The organism is Leptolyngbya sp. NK1-12, assembly GCF_032598965.1.
Lineage (GTDB): Bacteria > Cyanobacteriota > Cyanobacteriia > Elainellales > Elainellaceae > Elainella.
On the sequence record NZ_CP053586.1, the window covers coordinates 4,972,548 to 4,990,969 of the forward strand.

The 18,422-nt window shown below is 51.0% G+C and carries 9 protein-coding genes; 4 read left to right on the forward strand and 5 right to left on the reverse strand.

All coding sequences use genetic code 11. From position 1 onward, the window contains the following. The first annotated feature begins 7 nt into the window (after positions 1-7). Positions 8-4,033: a DNA-directed RNA polymerase subunit beta' gene (locus HJG54_RS21125; protein WP_316431221.1), complete on the forward strand. Its 4,026-nt coding sequence runs from the start codon at positions 8-10 to the stop codon at positions 4,031-4,033. Between the two features lie 612 nt (positions 4,034-4,645). Here the strand turns inward: HJG54_RS21125 and HJG54_RS21130 are convergent. Together HJG54_RS21130 and HJG54_RS21135 are read right to left on the reverse strand one after the other, a co-directional pair. After that, positions 4,646-5,767, reverse strand: coding sequence for a hypothetical protein (locus tag HJG54_RS21130; protein WP_316431222.1), 1,122 nt, complete (start codon positions 5,765-5,767; stop codon positions 4,646-4,648). A gap of 49 nt (positions 5,768-5,816) precedes the next feature. Then, positions 5,817-6,605: a class I SAM-dependent methyltransferase gene (locus HJG54_RS21135; protein ID WP_316431223.1), complete on the reverse strand. Its 789-nt coding sequence runs from the start codon at positions 6,603-6,605 to the stop codon at positions 5,817-5,819. A 1,087-nt stretch (positions 6,606-7,692) separates the two neighbouring features. On the opposite strand from HJG54_RS21135, the gene HJG54_RS21140 reads away from it, so the two are divergent. Next, positions 7,693-13,266 carry a trifunctional serine/threonine-protein kinase/ATP-binding protein/sensor histidine kinase gene (locus HJG54_RS21140; protein WP_316431224.1) on the forward strand — a complete coding sequence of 1,858 codons (5,574 nt, stop codon included), beginning with the start codon at positions 7,693-7,695 and terminating at the stop codon, positions 13,264-13,266. Positions 13,267-13,555: 289 nt separating this feature from the next. Here the strand turns inward: HJG54_RS21140 and HJG54_RS21145 are convergent, their stop codons facing one another. The 3 genes from HJG54_RS21145 to fraC are packed head-to-tail and all read right to left on the reverse strand — an operon-like array spanning position 13,556 to position 16,018. Beyond that, a complete protein-coding gene (locus HJG54_RS21145; protein ID WP_316431225.1) occupies positions 13,556-14,335 on the reverse strand; it encodes an ABC transporter permease in 780 nt (259 codons plus the stop codon). 28 nt (positions 14,336-14,363) lie between these two features. Then, a complete protein-coding gene (locus HJG54_RS21150; protein WP_316431227.1) occupies positions 14,364-15,410 on the reverse strand; it encodes a DUF5357 family protein in 1,047 nt (348 codons plus the stop codon). A 35-nt stretch (positions 15,411-15,445) separates the two neighbouring features. Beyond that, positions 15,446-16,018, reverse strand: coding sequence for a filament integrity protein FraC (fraC, locus tag HJG54_RS21155; protein ID WP_316431228.1), 573 nt, complete (start codon positions 16,016-16,018; stop codon positions 15,446-15,448). A 283-nt stretch (positions 16,019-16,301) separates the two neighbouring features. On the opposite strand from fraC, the gene HJG54_RS21160 reads away from it, so the two are divergent. Together HJG54_RS21160 and HJG54_RS21165 are read left to right on the forward strand one after the other, a co-directional pair. Then, the gene (locus HJG54_RS21160; protein ID WP_316431230.1) at positions 16,302-17,435 is read left to right on the forward strand and encodes a cob(I)yrinic acid a,c-diamide adenosyltransferase; all 1,134 of its coding nucleotides are present in this window, start codon (positions 16,302-16,304) and stop codon (positions 17,433-17,435) included. A 91-nt stretch (positions 17,436-17,526) separates the two neighbouring features. Beyond that, complete coding sequence (locus HJG54_RS21165; protein WP_316431232.1) at positions 17,527-18,417, forward strand: C39 family peptidase; 891 nt, start codon at positions 17,527-17,529, stop codon at positions 18,415-18,417. The last annotated feature ends 5 nt before the right edge of the window (positions 18,418-18,422 follow it).

Consider the following 18,422-nt stretch of genomic DNA (forward strand, 5'->3'; position numbering starts at 1 on the left):
GCTGAGAATGACGGCAGAGGACAAAGCAACACGAAAGCCAACCCCGGCAATGATCTTCCGCAACCGAGTTGTTAACAAAGGCCAACTGCGGCGGCTGATTGCTTGGGCGTTTACAAATTATGGTACGGCCAGAACCGCCCACATGGCCGACGAACTCAAGGATCTGGGCTTCAAGTTTGCCACACGGGCCGGGGTCTCGATTAGCGTCGATGACCTGCAGGTGCCCCCCAGTAAGCGTAAGCTGTTGGAAGCGGCAGAAGACGAAATCCGCGAGACCGAAAGCCGCTATACGCGGGGCGAAATCACGGAAGTGGAGCGTTTCCAAAAGGTAATCGACACCTGGAACGGCACCAGCGAAGAGCTAAAAGACGAAGTGGTGCGCCACTTTGAAGCCAGCGACCCGCTCAACTCGGTTTACATGATGGCCTTTTCGGGGGCGCGAGGCAACATCTCCCAGGTACGGCAGCTCGTGGGCATGCGCGGTCTGATGGCGAATCCGCAAGGGGAAATCATCGACCTGCCAATTAAAACCAACTTCCGCGAAGGTCTGACAGTTACGGAATACATCATCTCTTCCTACGGTGCCCGCAAAGGCTTGGTAGACACCGCATTGCGTACCGCTGACTCCGGATACCTCACCCGCCGATTGGTGGACGTGGCTCAGGATGTGATCATCCGGGAAATTGACTGCGGCACCGAGCGCGGTATTTCCGTCAAGAGCATGACCGACGGGGAGCGGGTACTGATTCCACTTCAGGATCGGCTGCTGGGTCGGGTGGCAGCGCGTGACATCGTGCATCCCCAGACCGGCGAAGTGCTTGTGGCTCGCAACGAAGCAATTTCCGACGAGCTAGCCAAGCAGATTGGCAAAGCCAAGATTGAAGAAGTGTTTGTGCGGTCGCCGCTCACCTGTGAAGCATCGCGTTCGGTTTGCCAGCTCTGCTATGGCTGGAGTCTGGCCCATGCCTCGATGGTGGATTTGGGCGAAGCCGTGGGCATCATTGCGGCCCAGTCGATTGGTGAACCGGGTACCCAGCTGACGATGCGGACATTCCACACCGGCGGTACCTTCACCGGCGAACTGGCCCCGCAGGTCCGGGCTGGCTTTGATGGTACAGTCCACACCAAGCCGAAGCAGTTTCGCTCCCGCGCCTTCCGTACCCGTCATGGTGAAGATGCACTGATCAGCGAGGTCAGCGTCGATGTCATGGTGGAGTCGGGCAGCCAGAAAGAATCGTCCACGGTTCCGCCCGGATCGATCATCTTCGTGCGCGATGGGGATGCGGTCAAAGCCGGACAGATGCTGGTGGAGATGCCCTCGACAGGCCGTGTCCGCAAGGTAACGGAGAAAGCGACCAAGGATGTGGCCTCGGACCTGGCGGGTGAAGTCAAATTTGCCGACCTGATTCCAGAAGAGAAGAAAGACCGGCAGGGCAACACCACCCGCATTGCCCAAAACGGAGGTCTGATCTGGATCCTTTCTGGTGAGGTGTATAACCTACCCCCCGGAGCCGAACCAGTCGTTAAAAATGGCGATCATATTGACTCCAACGGCATCCTGGCCGAAACCAAACTGATCACCGAAAACGGTGGCGTGGTACGGATTCCTCAGGAAAACGAAGGCAAGGGCGGACGGGAGATCGAAATTATCACCGCTTCAGTCTTGCTGGATCAGGCTCAGGTGGTAGTCGAAAGCCATCAGGGCCGGGAGCAATACCTGATCGAAACCCAAACTGGACAGCGCTTCTCCTTAATTGCGACTCCCGGAGCGAAGGTGAGCAACGGTCAGGTCGTAGCCGAGCTAATCGACGACCGCTACCACACTCAGACTGGCGGTATCATTCGCTATTCCGGCGTTGAAGTCGCGAAGAAGGGCAAAGCCAAATTGGGCTACGAGGTGGTGCAGGGCGGCACTTTGCTGTGGATTCCCGAAGAAGCCCACGAGATCAACAAAGACATCTCGCTGCTGCTGGTAGAAGACGGCCAATATGTGGAAGCCGGCACCGAAGTGGTGAAGGACATTTTCTGTCAGAGTAGCGGCGTGGTCGAAGTTACCCAGAAGAACGACATTCTGCGCGAGATCGTGATCAAGCCCGGTGAACTGCATTTGGCTGACAATCCAGAAGCGGTGATGTCGAAGGACGGCACGATCGTCAATCCAGGGCAGGAAGTCATGCCCGGTTTAACCGTGGATGAGCTGCGCTACATCGAATATGTCGAGTCGCCCGAAGGCCCAGCCCTGCTGCTGCGGCCGGTGACCGAATTCACGGTGCCCGATGAACCCTCGGTGCCGAGCCAAGCCTCCACGCGGGAAGAGTCCAGCAATTCGATCCAACTGCGGGCCGTGCAGCGGATTCCTTACAAGGATGGCGAGCGGGTCAAGTCAGTAGAAGGATTGGAACTGTTGCGGACGCAGCTCGTGCTGGAGATCGAGCAAGATGCACCCCAACTAGCAGCTGACATCGAGCTAATTCCCGACGAAACCAATCCAGAGGTGATGCGCCTCCAGCTCGTGATTCTGGAATCGCTGGTGATTCGGCGAGATGTGGCGGCGGACCAAACCCAGGGCAGTACCCACACGCGCCTGCTGGTGCAAGATGGCGATCAGATTGTACCGGGAGCGGTCGTGGCCCGCACCGAAATTCTGGCCAAAGAAGCCGGAGAAGTCCGCGGGATTCGCGAAGACGGTGAGGCGATTCGACGGGTTCTGGTCATGCGTCCGGCGGACCAAGTTGTGGTTGAAACCCAGGGCAAAACGCCTACTGTTAAACCAGGCAGTCTGCTCGTAGCAGGTTCCAAGCTGGCGGATGGCCTCAAGGCTCCGGATTCGGGTCAGGTTGTCAAGGTGGAAAGCGACCGGGTGGTGATGCGGATTGCCCGCCCCTATCGGGTATCAGCCGGTGCGGTGCTGCACATCAACGACGGCGACTTGGTCCAGCGGGGTGACAACCTGGTACTGCTGGTGTTTGAACGTGCCAAGACCGGAGACATCATTCAGGGTTTACCCAGAATCGAGGAACTACTGGAAGCTCGTAAGCCGAAGGAAGCCTGCATCTTGGCGAAACGTCCGGGTACGGCTCAAGTCGTCTACAGCGACGATGAATCGGTGGAAATTAAGGTGGTTGAGCCAGATGGAGTGATCACCGAATACCAACTCACTCCAGGTCAGAACCTGATGGTAATCGACGGACAGGATGTCAACGCTGGAGAAGCGCTCACCGATGGTCCCGCTAATCCACACGAAATTCTGGAGGTCTTCTTTGACTATCACCGGGGTGAAGGCATGCCAGATGCTGAGTCGGCTCTGCGCAGCTTGCAGGCGGTCCAGACCTTCCTGGTGAACGAAGTCCAGTCGGTGTACCAATCCCAGGGCATCGAGATCTCCGACAAACATATCGAAGTGATTGTACGGCAGATGACCTCGAAGGGCCGGATTGATGATGGCGGTGATACCACAATGCTGCCGGGTGAATTAGTCGAGTTACGCCAGATCGAACAGGTGAACGAAGCCATGTCGATTACCGGCGGTGCTCCGGCTCAATACACTCCGGTGCTGCTGGGGATCACCAAAGCCTCGCTCAACACCGACAGCTTCATCTCGGCAGCCAGCTTCCAGGAGACGACTCGTGTCCTTACCGAAGCAGCAATCGAAGGCAAGTCCGACTGGTTGCGCGGCCTGAAGGAAAACGTGATCATCGGACGCTTGATTCCTGCCGGTACTGGCTTCAACACCTACGAAGACACAGCTGCCGTGGAACCTGACGCGAGCGACTATCAGGGCTTTGAAGAGGAGATGGGCGGCTTAGATGACATCGTGGTGGATGACCGCACGGCCCGCACCTATGAGCGCGAAGCTGGCTTTGACGTGTTCCCGCCGATCGGTGGCCGCAACAATGGTGGATTCGGTGATTTTGGGGCCAGCTACGGCATGCGCTCCAACGATGAGGACGATCCCTTCTCGCCGATTCTCGATGATGGCGACGACTACGAAGCCGATGATGTGGATGACGATGAAGAAGACGATGAAGAGTAAGCGACTCGTCAGTTCACACGTTATCTAACTCATCTAATCACCATTCCTCCTCTGCTAAGGTAGAACCGCCAGGGGAGGAATTTTTTGTATTGGCGTTGCTGAATGGGCGGATGATTCACCCCGTTCGGCTGAGCGTTCGACTGATTTTTCTAGCCCCATAGGGGCAGTGCTCACGCCGAAGTCTCACGTCGCTCGCGGAGCGCGTTCCACGAACGAAGCCCTAGCCCCCCAATTCTGGGCTACGGTGCACACCGATCTCGATCGCGAATCAATACAAGGGTTTGATCCCCCTCCATCTCCCTAAACCCCTACGGGGATGCGCCTTCGGCGTAGATCAAGAGGGACTTCAAGCCCGGTTTGGTATGGGCTTCGCCCAGACTTCGCCTCCGGTTCCCTCCGTTGGGAAAGGGGGGAGGGGGGATCTTCAACTGGTGTATACACCGTAGCCAATTCTGAGGGAAACTGAGCAAAAATGGGGATCGGAAGGCCCCCAGTATATAGCTCCTTTGGTTCCACTGCCGCAGTTTTCCTCTGCCTAATGTGACGAATGAGGGATAACCTTTGATGCCGTAAGGCGTTGAGCATGCCTTATCTTGGCACCAAGTTCTTCAACTATCGTAAATCCAACCAAACCTGCGCTGGAATCTCTTCTAACTCTGGAGCCAACGGAAACGTTCCCGGTGAAAAATCATGGGAGACTAGTTGCTCCAGCAAAATCAGCGCTTCTGCAAATAAAAATTCTACAATTTCATCAGGGACACTACTGCCTACAAAATTAACAGGATAGCCCTGATTTACCAGATATAGAACGCGATCTGGAAGGTGATAAGCCTGTACATGAGGATGGACAAATTCGGTCCACTGGGCCTGAGTATGTAAATAATCCAAATCAATCTCAATCTTTTTGGAGCTGGCACTCACCAAAATGGTACGATGGCCCAATTGGTCAATCAGTTCTGGCGTAATCGAACAGGCACCCGATGCACCGATTACCAGCGAAACTTGGTTCAGGCTATCTAATTCACTTCGCAGTAGAAAGCCATCTAGCTTCAGGGCAACCTGTTTGATCACATCGATATCATACGCAGCTACTACTACATTTTTGGCGCGCAGACTGCGGCAGACGCCACGCCCAACCCAGCCATAGCCATTCACCAACGCTAAACGCCCTGCTATTGAATAACCAATCTCTCGCAGAATCGTATCCAGCGACAGCACGACGGCATCCCCCACATAATCTCCCTCAATTTCCTTTAGCCTGGTTTCAGCACAGTTCAACTGAGGAATCAACAGGTTATCAATCCTGCGTGCAGCCCATACCCCTTGTTTTGTAATCTCAACACTGCCGCGAACAACATTGCAGTATTCTCGATAATGTTTGTGTAGGATCGTAATTGCATAGCCACCGACCTCATGAAGGATGAGTTGATTTCCGGCTAAGCGACACCGCTCCAGGCTTTGTTTTAGCTCGGTTTGGATGGTCGCCTCAAGTTCGTGAAATCCCGGTGTCAACACGCGAATGCCCTGTTGCTGCAAGGCTTCTACAACCTGTTTTTTGCCAGAGTAGCTAACACCAATCACTACATCGATGGGAAAGAATTGATGGGAAATCAGCAATAGCCGCAGCGTATCCTCATAAAGATGCTGCACGACAAATTGCCGACAGTTAGGATGAGGTTGAATCCCGACCCGACGGGCAACTTCACCAAGAAAGTCTGGATGAAATGTGTTCATTAAGCATTCCTGCAAGCTGTTTCAAGGTCGATTTTTTCTGCAAAGTCGTTTAAGGCTTGGACTTTGAGGAAGGCACCTGGCAGACAAACAAAACATCGTTTGTCCACTGGCGGAAAAATGGCAGCCCACCCAATAACCGACTGAGATGCCAATCTAGAACCCGCAGAAATGGCTTCTCCAGAGTCTTCTCGCGCAGTTGCTTAAACAGACGCATCAGGGAAGGAGACTTTTCGTAGCGAGGATGGAACATCACCAGATAGGGAATCACCGAAATGAACCCAACCCCCCGACTTTTGCACACCTTGAGTTCACAGTTCAGGAGATTATACCATTCCGTTTGCCGTAAGCGAATCTTGTGTTCTTTATAGTGCAGATGCTTGAACTTGAATCGATCCAGTCGATACATCTGCGGAATGGTGACTATAACCAGTCCATCGGGTGGCAGAATTGAACAACAAGCCTCAAGTACTTGAAGAATGTCAGTTTCGAGTCCATCGAGGTGTTCCAAAACATCCAGCAGAAAAATGACATTGGGTTGCCAGGGAAGCTTGGGAACAATCTGTTCAGCTTTGCGAAGGTCTGCCAAAATATCGGGAGCGAATGGAGATTCATAGTCTACTCCACAGTAATCAAACTCAACTCCCAGTTTAGACAGGTAGCGCAACGCAATTTTGTCAGCACAGCCCAAATCCAGAATCCGAGGCTGGACAATACCGGATTCACGCAAGGCTTGCTTAATTAGGCGAAACTTCACATAGTTGAACAGGTTCTCATCTTTGCCTGTTAGCAGACGATCAACCAGATACGGCGAATGAACTGTTTTAGTAGACAGCGTCATACGTTTTGAACTGTAGGTTTTGCTTGACTAGGAAATTTCTAAGAGATTTGAGGATGAAACGGATAGGACACTTAGGATAGCTATCCGCCCGAACGGATCAGCTTAGCAAGCTAGGCTTTCCTGATCCGTTTGTGTACTGCTATATTCGTGTCGGTCAACCGGACCTAGGGCGAAACCTTTGCTATGAGAAGCAGTGCCCCCATTCCGGTTGCCGAACCGGTTGAAAATAGCTGTAAGGGCAAACGATTCGGCTTGAGCTAATTGCAATCTAGAACAGGATTGCAGACGAACAAGCACTAACTGTGCCAACACTTCGCCCTAATCCAGGTTACGGATTGTACTTAGAAGCAAATCGTGCATCTAAAAGAAGACAACCGAGAACACCGAAGCTGTTGGTGAAGATAGCGTAATTTTCTCGATCGGCTCTAGCGAAAATTCTCTGAGAACGCTATTTAAGTATATTCACTGTAAACTTTTGCAAAATTGATTGTTTCCTTATTCATGTTTAGGTGAACTTTCGTAATTTCTAGTCAAAATAAAATACTTTCTTAAGTCAAAATGTATTCTATTATACGATTTTACAATCTGATAAATTGAGCGATTGAAGCCCTGCTTCTGCTCCTCAAGAGGTCCGAGTATTTTTTCTAACCGTGAAATTGCTGAGAGGATCTTAGTTTGTCTATTCAGTTACACCATAGGGTGATGGAATTGCACTTACCAATTGATCCGTCAGCGTTCGCATACATACAGACGTTTCGCCGAAACGTCTGTACAATCCAATGGTTTTTGCGTAGAGGCGTGCGTAGCCTTTCCGCAGGAAATGCCGCCTGCAATATCGCGTTTAAATTAGGGCATTCAGTCGGATTTGATATTAGGTCAAACGCTTGGGGTTGTATCTTCCTCAATCAAGCGTTATGGACCTTGGGCAGCTCATAGACAGGTTGACAGCAGCACGAATGTTGATTAGGACAGTTCCAACCTTTCAAGCTGTCCATTCAGGAGTTCAGCTTCCTGAAATTCTTCTATTACTGCATCAAAGTTGGGAAAACTAGCCTGGGCTTAGTTTGTCGCTAATCATTGGGAAACAATGGCAAAGCAGATTCAGATCCAGGGATATCAGATTCTAGAAACGATCTACGACGGTGCCAGAACGCTTGTTTGTCGCGGTTATCAGGAATCGAACCAACGGCCTGTTATCATCAAGCTGTTGAAAAGCTTCTATCCTAGCTTTGCAGAGCTGGTGCAATTCAAGCATCAATATACGTTGATGCAACAGCTTTCCCTGCCTGGAGTCATTCGTTTCTACAGCTTGGAGCCTTACCAAAATGGGTTTGCCCTGGTGATGGAAGATTGTGGCGGCATATCTTTGCGGGACTATTGGGCGAGCAAGCAGGTAGATCAAGACTACCTGACAGAGTTTCTGCAAATTGCGATCGCGCTAGTCGAAATTCTGGATCAACTGCATCGCCATCGCATCATTCACAAAGACATCAAACCTGCCAATATCCTGATCAACCCGGTTACGAAACAGGTTAAGCTGATTGACTTTAGTCTGGCATCCCAGTTACCGCGTGAAACGCAATCGCTGGTTAGTCCAAATGTGTTGGAAGGAACTCTAGCGTATCTCTCACCGGAACAAACCGGACGCATGAATCGGGGGATTGATTACCGCACCGATTTCTACTCTCTCGGCGTCACCTGCTTTGAATTGTTGACGGGCCAATTGCCCTTTGACTCCAACGATCCAATGGAGTTAGTGCATTGCCATATTGCCAAACAACCGCCTACGGTTGAGCAGCTCAATCCAACGATTCCGCAGATGATTTCCAAAATTGTGGGGAAACTGATGGCAAAGAACGCCGAAGACCGCTATCAAAGTGGCCTCGGCCTAAAGCATGACCTAGAGATTTGCCTGCACCGATGGCAAGAACAGGGCACAATTGCGACCTTTCCATTAGGACAACGAGACATTGCAAGTCGCTTCAGCATTCCTGAGAAGCTCTACGGTCGAGAACGGGAAGTGGCCAAGTTACTCGCTGCATTTGAGCGTATAGCGCGTTTATCGTCTATGCAAGCGTCAGAACGCTCAACATTATCAGGATTCGATTTCGAGTGCATTCAACTATCTACGGCACAATCAGCATTCAATCCCCAGTGCTCTCATAGTGAATTGATGCTTGTGGCTGGATTCTCTGGAATCGGCAAAACTGCTGTGATCCATGAAATTCACAAGCCTATTCTGCAACAGCGCGGCTACTTCATTAAAGGTAAGTTTGATCAGTTTCAGCGCAATATTCCCCTTTCCGGTTTTGTACAAGCGTTTCGTGATTTAACCGAACAATTACTCACCGAAAGTGATGCTCAGGTGGAACGGTGGAAACTGAAAATCTTGAAAGCATTGGGCGAGAATGCCCAGGTGATAGTTGAGGTGATTCCAGAATTAGAAAAAATTCTTGGTCCGCAGCCTCCTGCTCTGGAGTTGCCGAGTAGTGCGGCCCAGAATCGCTTTAACCTGCTGTTTCAAAAGTTTATCCAGGTTTTTACCACACCCGATCATCCGCTGGTGATTTTTCTGGATGATTTGCAGTGGGCCGATGCTGCATCGCTTAAACTAATGCAGTTGTTGATGAGTGATGCCGAAAGCCACCATCTGCTCTTGATTGGAGCCTATCGCAATAACGAAGTTTCGGCCAGCCATCCGCTGATGCTGACGGTGAGTGAGATTCAAAAAGCTGGCATGAGGGTGAATACGATTACCCTCATGCCTTTGACCCAGGGTGATGTCAATCATCTGATTGCTGATACGCTTAATTACACGTTTTCAGAAGCACGACCCTTGAGTGAGCTGGTGCATCGCAAAACCAAGGGCAACCCCTTTTTCATCACCCAGTTCCTCAAAGCACTGCACGAAGACGAGCTGATTGTCTTTGACTTTAAAACTGGAAAATGGCAAGCTGACTTGGCTCAAGTCAAGCTTCTGGCAATGGGCGATGACATCATCGAGTTTATGCGGCTTCAGCTTCAGAAATTACCCGCTGCCACTCAGCATGTCCTCAAGCTCGCTGCTTGTATTGGTAATCAGTTTGATTTAGCCACCCTATCGATTGTGTGTGAGCGATCGCTTCATCAAACCGCAGCAGACCTGTGGGCTGCTTTGCAAGAAGGATTTCTGTTGCCAACTGGAGATGAGTACAAACTGTTTCACGCAGACGGTCATGGAGCCTTGCTAGGCGATCAGGCATTGAACTCATTAACCGTTGCTGATGATTCATCTCCCCATTACAAATTTCTTCACGACCGCGTTCAACAAGCTGCCTATTTGCTAACTCCCGACGAGCAGAAACCAGCGACTCATTTACGCATTGGTCAACGGCTGCTGCATCAGATCGCGAAGGAGAAACAAGATGAGAAACGGTTTGAAATTGTCAATCAACTCAACTTGGGCGCTGCGCTGATTCATAATCCAATCGAGCGACAACAGTTAGCGCAACTCAATTTACAGGCAGGACGTAAAGCGGTTGCTGCTGCTGCCTATAGTGCCGCCTTTGGTTATTTCAATCATGGGCGCAGCTTGTTATCAGCCGATGCCTGGAGCCAAGATTATCAGCTAACCCTAGCGCTGTATTCGGAAGCGATCGAGGCGGCTTACCTCAGTGGTGAACTGAATCAAATCGATTCCCTGGCAGAACCGGTGTTGCAACACGCGAAGACATTGCTGGATCAAATTCAGGTCTATGAGGTCAAGATTCAGGCGCACGTTGCTCAGAATCAGTTAGCAGATGCGCTGGCACTTGCGTTATCGGTACTGCGTCTGCTGGGGATTGACTTACCAACCGCACCCACACCATCAGCAGTTGATCCGATTCTAGAGCGTCTTCAGACTACGTTAGCTGCGCGAGGGGTGGAAGCGCTGCTTCTCCTCCCTCCCATGCAGCAACCCGAAATCCTCGCCGCGATGCGTATCCTTGCCACGCTAATCTCGATTACGTTTGTGAGCTGTCCATCCTTGCTGCCGTTGGTAATCGCTGAGCAGGTGAATCTATCCCTCAACTATGGCAATTCAGCTTGGTCTGCCTTTGCCTATGCTAACTATGGGCTTTTACTCGCTACTCAAGGCGATACTCAAACCGCCTATCGCTTTGGACAGTTAGCAATTGAGCTATTAGAGCACCTAGATGCCAGAACCTTGAAGCCGAAAACCTTCACGATTGTCTACGGAATGACCACTCACTGGCAGCAACCCCTCTCCGATTCGCTTGAGCCGCTTTTAGAGGCATATCACAATGGTCTAGAAGTTGGAGATATTGAATATGCCGCCTATTGTATTCTGCATCACAACGAATATGCCTACTTTTGCGGGCGAGAACTGAATCAGCTCGCAGGGCAACTCGCTACCTATAGTGCGGCGTTGACTCAAATCAAGCAACTTAACACACTGAACTATCACGAGATTTATCGACAGACTGTATTAAACTTGCTGAAATCGCCAGAGAATCCCACCGATCTAGTCGGAGAAGCGTATGATGAAACCTACTCACTGCCGTTGCACCGGCAAGCAGACGATCGCTATGGAATTTATCAGGTTTATTTTAACAAACTAATTCTCGGCTACTTGTTTGGCGAGATTCAGCAAGCCGTTCACTGGGCAACGATGGCCGAGCAATATATCGACGGTGTGACAGGCTTGTACTTCATTCCAGCGTTTTACTTCTACGATTCACTGGCAAGATTGGCAAGTTATCCCAATGCAACCGCGCTAGAGCAATCTGTTATTTTAGAAAAAGTGCAGAGGAATCAGGCAAAGATGCAGCAATGGGCAACGGCTGCCCCGATGAATTTTCTGCACAAATTCCATTTGGTTGCCGCAGAACGATATCGCGTTTTAGGGCAACCAACGCTGGCAATTGAGCACTATGATCAAGCGATTGCGAATGCAGCCGCTCATACCTATTACCAAGAAGAAGCGCTGGCGCATGAACTCGCTGGTAAATTCTACCTGGAATGGGGCAAAGCCAAGATTGCTCAGGTCTATTTGACCGATGCTTACTACGCCTATGTTCGCTGGGGTGCAAAGACAAAGGTCGCTCGTCTGGAGCAAGACTATCCGACCCTGCTGATCACGGCGTCGCAGCCCGAAAGAATGCCACTCAGACGAGTCACCCTCAGCTCTACAGGCTCTAGTAACTACAGCAGCCTGGATGGGCCCAAACCATTAGATTGGACCACTGTGATGAAGGCGTCTCAAGCCCTTTCCAGTGAAATTCAACTCGATCAACTGTTGTCTAAGTTGATGGGAGTGGTGATTGAAAATGCAGGAGCACAAAAGAGCGTGTTGATGTTGCGCCGGGACGAGCAGTGGGTGGTTGCTGCCCAGTCGGGGGAGCAGGCTGCACTCCCGTTACAACCGCCCGTTGCAGTGGAGTCTAGTCCAATAGTGCCCCAATCAATTGTGAATTATGTAGCTCGCACCGCCGAAACGCTAATCATCGATGATGTTCGCCTCGAAGCGCCCTTCTCAGCCGATCCCTACGTGCTGGCGCACCAACCCAAGAGTGCTTTGTGTACACCGATTCACAATCAGGGCAGATTGATTGGGATTCTGTATCTGGAAAATCATTTGACTCCGGCAGCCTTTACGCGTGATCGGGTAGAGGTGTTGCAACTCCTGATGGCACAGGCAGCAATCTCGTTGCAAAACGCTTTACTCTACAACACGCTGGAACAAAAAGTTGAACAGCGGACCCAAGAGTTACACAAAAAGAACCAACATCTCACGGAAACGCTAGAGAAATTGCAATCTACCCAGATTCAGTTAATTCAGGCTGAAAAAATGTCATCGCTGGGCAAGATGGTGGCGGGTATTGCACACGAAATCAATAATCCCGTCAACTTTATTCACGGTAATGTTATCCATGCCGAGACCTATTTTCAGGAACTCTTTGAGCTGATTGCTCTCTACCAAACGCACTATCCCCAGCCTGCCTCTGCGATTCAAGCCAAATTTGAAACAATGGGGCTGGACTTCTTACGAGAGGATGTCCAGAAGTTGATCCACTCGATGAAGGTAGGGTCTGACCGGATTAGAAAAATTATTCTCTCGTTGCGGAACTTCTCGCGCTTGGATGAAGCCGAGATGAAGCCTGTGAATATTCATGAGGGAATTGAAAGCACGCTGCTGATTTTACAGCATCATCTGAAAGCCAAAACAGACCGCCCGGAGATCGTTCTTGTCAAAGAATATGGAGAATTGCCCGAAATCACCTGCTATGCTAGTCAGCTCAATCAAGTGTTCATGAACATCCTGAGCAACGCGATTGATGCCTTGGAGGAATCTTTAACTCCAACCATTCGGATTCAGACCAAACTGGTCAATCACAATGAAGTCGCGGTTTGCATTGCTGACAACGGGATGGGAATGTCAGCAGAGGTGCAGCAACGGTTGTATGATCCCTTTTTCACAACAAAGCCGGTCGGTAAAGGAACGGGACTAGGGATGTCTATCTGCTATGCAATTGTGGAAAAGCACAACGGACGCATCGAGGTCAACTCTGAACTTGGGAAGGGAACGGAGTTCGTAATTGTGATTCCATTGCTCGCAACATCGTCTCGCTGTAAAGATAGTCCAGGTAAAGATAGTCCAGTGTTGCAACTATCGTCTTAGAGGGTGTTTTAAGAGTCGACGCTGCAACCCGCACCGCCCCCTCCATCCCCCCTTCTGTTCGTGGCTACGCTCAAAGCGCGAGGGGGGACTTTGAACCAGCCCCCTATATCCCCCATCAATGGGGGACTGTGAACCAGACATACGGGATCGGAAGTCCCCCACGGGTGGGGGATTTAGGGGGCGATGCAAGACGTTTTCAAACATTCTCTTAAATTGCTCAAGTATATTCTCATCACCTTTGCATAAATTTAGGGTGTTTAGTTGGAATATTGTACTGACTCAACCTACCTTAAAACTGCCGCCGCGAGAATATAAACGTCGCAATTGCTAGCAACAGTGCAGTGTAAATTAACCCATATGCCGCATGGCTGACTAGCTCTAGCAGCGAAGGCATCAGCTCCATGCCATAGACGGCTTGATTTTTCCAGTCGAGCCGCGCTAGATCGGGCAGAATCAGGTAGAGCGCTTGCGTTACCTGAGACAGTGCCGTATCTTTGGCCAAATTGCCCAACGTCAGCAGATCGCGGCTCAGGTGTCCCATCAGATAGATTGCAAGGGTCAGTAGCATCGCCAGCACCGGGCTGGTGAGAACGCCAAACAAAATGGCAACGGCGCTGATCAGCGATAACTCCAGGATTTGAAACAGGGCCGCCAAGCTAAGGCTAAGAACCGGAAAGGGAATCTGCTGAACACTAAGCACGGCAAAGAAAATTCCAGTCATGGCTGCAACCAGCACCGCCAGTACAGCAGTCAATCCCCAGTGTTTGCCGACAATAAACTCGGCAGTGCTGATCGGCTTGGCAATCATGACGAAAACTGTGCGTTTCTCGATTTCCTTGTTCACCAACCCAGTACCAACAAAGACGGCAACCAGCAATCCCAGGAGGCTAATGGCGGCAATCCCTAAATCCAGCAGGATTTTATCTTGAGTATTGGCGGCCACCCAGGGAAGTAGCTGCGTCGCTGCGGCTAAAACTAGCCCATAGAAGGCAATTAAATACAGAATCCGGTCGCGAATCACCTCACGGAATACATTGGCCGCAATCACAAATGTCCGACCTAGATGCACGGTATCCTCCTTGTTTGGATCTAATATATTATGCCTGCTCCTCCTGCGCTGGCTGACAGGTGAGTTGAGCACCAAATTGGGTTTGGGCCTGTAAATCGGCAAAGGTTTGGGGAGTGGATAGGGCGCTTCTTTGCACTGTGCAGGATCGCTTGACGGCATAGCCATCGGGACGGGAACTGGCTCCTTGCCATAGCGCGCGCAAGGTCAGATCGATGCTGGACGAATTAGTTGCGGCCTGGCTTGTCTCTGTTGTAATTTGCCAAAGCTGTTGCTCGCGAGGTAAGCGGTCGCCATAGAGCTGAGTCACAATTTGACGGCTCAGTTCGGCCTGCGTGTCCGACTCGTTCAGGCTATTTAGCCAAGTGCTAGCTTCTTCCCAGGTTTTGCCTGTCAGTTCCTCGCGGACTACCTGCTCGGCCACTTCTAGTAACGGATAGGCCGGTGAGGTGGGTTTCCGGTCTGGGTTAAGCCGCACTACAAACAGACTGCGATCAAAGTCGTTGGTAAGTAGGTAGGGATACAATCGCAGAATATCCTGAATCATGAAGTGAAACTGAAACCAGCAAGAAAGCAGCCCAGCGAATAAAAACAATAACACCAGATCCTGCCGTCCAGTGGAATCGGGCAAGCGCCATTTGAACCCAGAGGCAATGAAACGAGAATAGCCGGCAAACGCGGCTGAAACGATCGGCCAGCTCACTAAGGCACCCCGCCAATCGGTGATGATGAAGTCGTTGGTGAGCAAGGCGATACAGGCAATGGCACCGGCAATCCAGGGGGCATAGCGCAGCCTAAACCCAACTAGCGGAATCGTAATAGTTCTACCAAACAGCGCCCAATCCACGCCAATAATTAAAAACCCCCAAGCAAAAATGGAAACGAATTTCTTGAGATAGATTTCCTGCAAGATCAGCACCACAAACCAGGAAAGCAAGCTCAGCATCAGGCTGACTTCCCAGGAAAACGGTTTCAGATTGCTCAGCCAGGTTTGGAGTTGCTGTGCCCGATTGCGAACAAATTTGGAAAAATTTCTGACTAGGAAAAAGTCAAGCAGAAAACGAGTAATGGTATCCACAGCAGTTTTCCCTGGGACTTAAAGGGCAACGTAACTTAAAAGGCAAAAATCAACAGAATGATCAGAATGGCGCTGTAGCTCCAGGCATTGGCAAACAAAACCGCGTTGATGTTGAGCTGATCTTCTCGCGGCTCTTTTCTTAGCTCGCGAATACCATCCTTAGAAAATTTGTCTTTTTCTGTATCGCTTTCCCGACTGATCTGAGGCAACTCGGATTGCAGCAGCCAGCGAAATCCCCACAGCCCTACCTGCTTGACGATAAAACTGGCAAAAAACGTGACGAAGCCAGCTATCACCAAAAAACCGCGTGATGGGCCAGCCAGTGGCTCAAAGAAAATCAGGTTGAGCAAGGCTGTTTCCAGATCACGGGACCAGTCGGAGGGTAAACTGGTCGCCAAACTAAAAAAGCTAAAAATTGTGAACCAGCCCAAAACCGTAGACAGCAAATTCATCACCATCGCATACTGAATGCACTGCCGAGGAGCGTAGGGCTGATCATCAGCGGTGCGCAACATTTGCAACAGCACGGTGGATTCGACCGCGATTGCCACCGTCAGCAGTAAGCACTGCATTACAATTGCCCGAAACGGGAAGACATCAGTTACCATGAAACCGGCTTGGCACTCAATTGAACGTAAAGTTTGGTTCGCCGCCTCTATCTATAGCAATCCTATATCAGGAGGAGTCAGGAGCCAGTATGTTTCTTGTTTGCTGTATGGGCAGGTTTGCCCGTTGATGATCCACGCACTGTCCCCTTTCTGCAATACCTGTCCTGCCTCTGGTTTGGGCTGCTGTCCCTCAACTTTTGCCTCCTCTCATCAAACCTTTGCTACAATCAACTCCTTAATCGATGGCACTCCCAATTGGCGATTTCTGAAGCTATCCAAATCTATGAGTAGAACAGGTATTGGCATTCGTACAGCGCAAACCCGCTCCGAGCGGCTGGTGGGTCAAATTCACGTCTATGATGGGGCTGGAAAAGGCAAATCGCAGGCGGCTCTGGGAGTGGTGCTGCGGTCGATTGGATTGGGCATCAATACGGGCAATCAAACGCGGGTGCTGCTGTTGCGTTTTCTCAAGGGTCCCGGACGTACCTACGATGAAGATGCCGCCATCGAAGCACTGCGACGCGGCTTTCCCCATTTAATTGATCAGGTGCGCACTGGACGAGCCGAGTTTTTTGGTCCCGATGAAATTACCCGGTTTGATCGGCTAGAGGCCCAGCGGGGATGGGATGTGGCAAAGGGAGCAATTGCTTCGGGACTCTATTCCGTGGTGGTGCTGGATGAACTCAATCCGGTGCTGGATCTGGGTCTGCTGCCGGCAGACGAAGTGGTGAAAACGCTGACCAATAAACCGGAGGATTTGGAGATTATTGCTACCGGTCGAGGCGCGCCCCAACCCTTGCTGGATATTGCCGATCTGCACTCAGAGATGAAGGCGTATCACCATCCCAACGCCGTCGCTCATGGCATCGAAGGCATCGAAATCTATACGGGTGAAGGCAAAGGCAAATCCACCAGTGCGTTGGGCAAAGCTCTACAAGCCATTGGCAAAGGCATCAGCCAAGATAAATCCCATCGGGTGCTGATCATGCAGTGGCTCAAGGGTGGATCGGGCTACACCGAAGATAATGCAATTGCGGCATTGCGGCAGAGCTATCCCAATCTGGTCGATCATCAGCGCTGCGGACGGGACGCCATTGTCTGGCGGGGGCAACAGCAGGAAATCGACTATGTGGAAGCAGAGCGGGGTTGGGAAATTGCGCGAGCGGCGATTGCCTCTGGCCTGTACAAAACGATTATTTTGGATGAACTGAATCCAACGGTAGATTTGGAACTGCTGCCCCAGACAGCGATTGTGCATGCTCTGCTGCGCAAACCCCGCGATACCGAAGTGATTATCACCGGGCGCTGCAAAAACCCACCCGCCTATTTTGATCTGGCCAGTGTCCACTCTGAGGTTTACTGCCACAAACACTACGCCGAAAAAGGCGTGAATCTAAAACGCGGTGTCGATTTCTAAGCTTGTACTTCCTCCGGGTCTATCTCTGCTCTCGTTATCGGCTTCTAGGTGACGGGAATGTTAGAAAAAAGACAATTCGGGGGGAGAATCTATGGTTGCGACAACGAATCAGCAGACTGTTCAAGCCAGATCAGCTCACGCTGCAGCTGGGCAAACCGCAGCAAATCTGAGTTTGTTGATGGCCGCAGATGAGTTTCACAACGATCCGCAGCAAATCAAGCTGGTGCAGTGGCTGCAAGCTTCAACTGGAGCAGAGAAACAGGCGGAATTTGCCTTGATGTGGCGAGATGGCGAAGAGCGAGGCCCGATCGATTTTGTGCAGGTGTTTCAATCCTATAAGGCACTGCCTCACCAAAATGCTGCACTGAACTGGTTGGAACAGGCAACTCAGCCCAAAACCCTGGAAGGTTTTTTTCGCATGTGGCGCGATTGGCAGGCCGTTCCCAAAAGCAACATCATTCGCCTGAAGGTGCCCTACTATCAGCAGGTTGATAACCGCTATGAGCCGATGCGCACCTGCAACACCTCTAGCTGTGCCATGGTAGCGCGCTTCTTGGGGGCAAAAATTTCCGGCGATGATGAATACTACAAAATCGTACGCAAATACGGCGATACAACGGATCATACCGCCCAAACCAAAGCTTTAGCTCAAATTGGCATCAAATCCACTTGGCACACAAATCTGGGCTTTGCCGATCTGGACAAATCTTTGGAAGCAGGCTTGCCAATTGTGCTCGGAATCCTGCATCGCGGCACGTTGGCGTCTCCTACCGGCGGTCATATGATTGTGGTGATTGGCAGAACCGGACGCAGAGATTATATTTGCCACGATCCGTTTGGTAGTCTGCTGGATGCGGGAGGCGGCTACACGGGTCCAGTCAACAATGGCAATGGCGTGGTTTATCCCCGCTCTGTACTGAACCACCGCTGGTTGCCCGAAGGCAAAAATTCCGGCTGGGGCCGGTTATTTTACAAACGCTAATGATA

Bases quoted from the DNA above. Each gene is read 5' to 3' on its own strand.
- HJG54_RS21125 (WP_316431221.1), top strand. From the start codon at position 8: ATGACGGCAGAGGACAAAGCAACACGAAAGCCAACCCCGGCAATGATC.
- HJG54_RS21130 (WP_316431222.1), bottom strand. From the start codon at position 5,767: ATGAACACATTTCATCCAGACTTTCTTGGTGAAGTTGCCCGTCGGGTC.
- HJG54_RS21135 (WP_316431223.1), bottom strand. From the start codon at position 6,605: ATGACGCTGTCTACTAAAACAGTTCATTCGCCGTATCTGGTTGATCGT.
- HJG54_RS21140 (WP_316431224.1), top strand. From the start codon at position 7,693: ATGGCAAAGCAGATTCAGATCCAGGGATATCAGATTCTAGAAACGATC.
- fraC (WP_316431228.1), bottom strand. From the start codon at position 16,018: ATGGTAACTGATGTCTTCCCGTTTCGGGCAATTGTAATGCAGTGCTTA.
- HJG54_RS21160 (WP_316431230.1), top strand. From the start codon at position 16,302: ATGAGTAGAACAGGTATTGGCATTCGTACAGCGCAAACCCGCTCCGAG.
- HJG54_RS21165 (WP_316431232.1), top strand. From the start codon at position 17,527: ATGGTTGCGACAACGAATCAGCAGACTGTTCAAGCCAGATCAGCTCAC.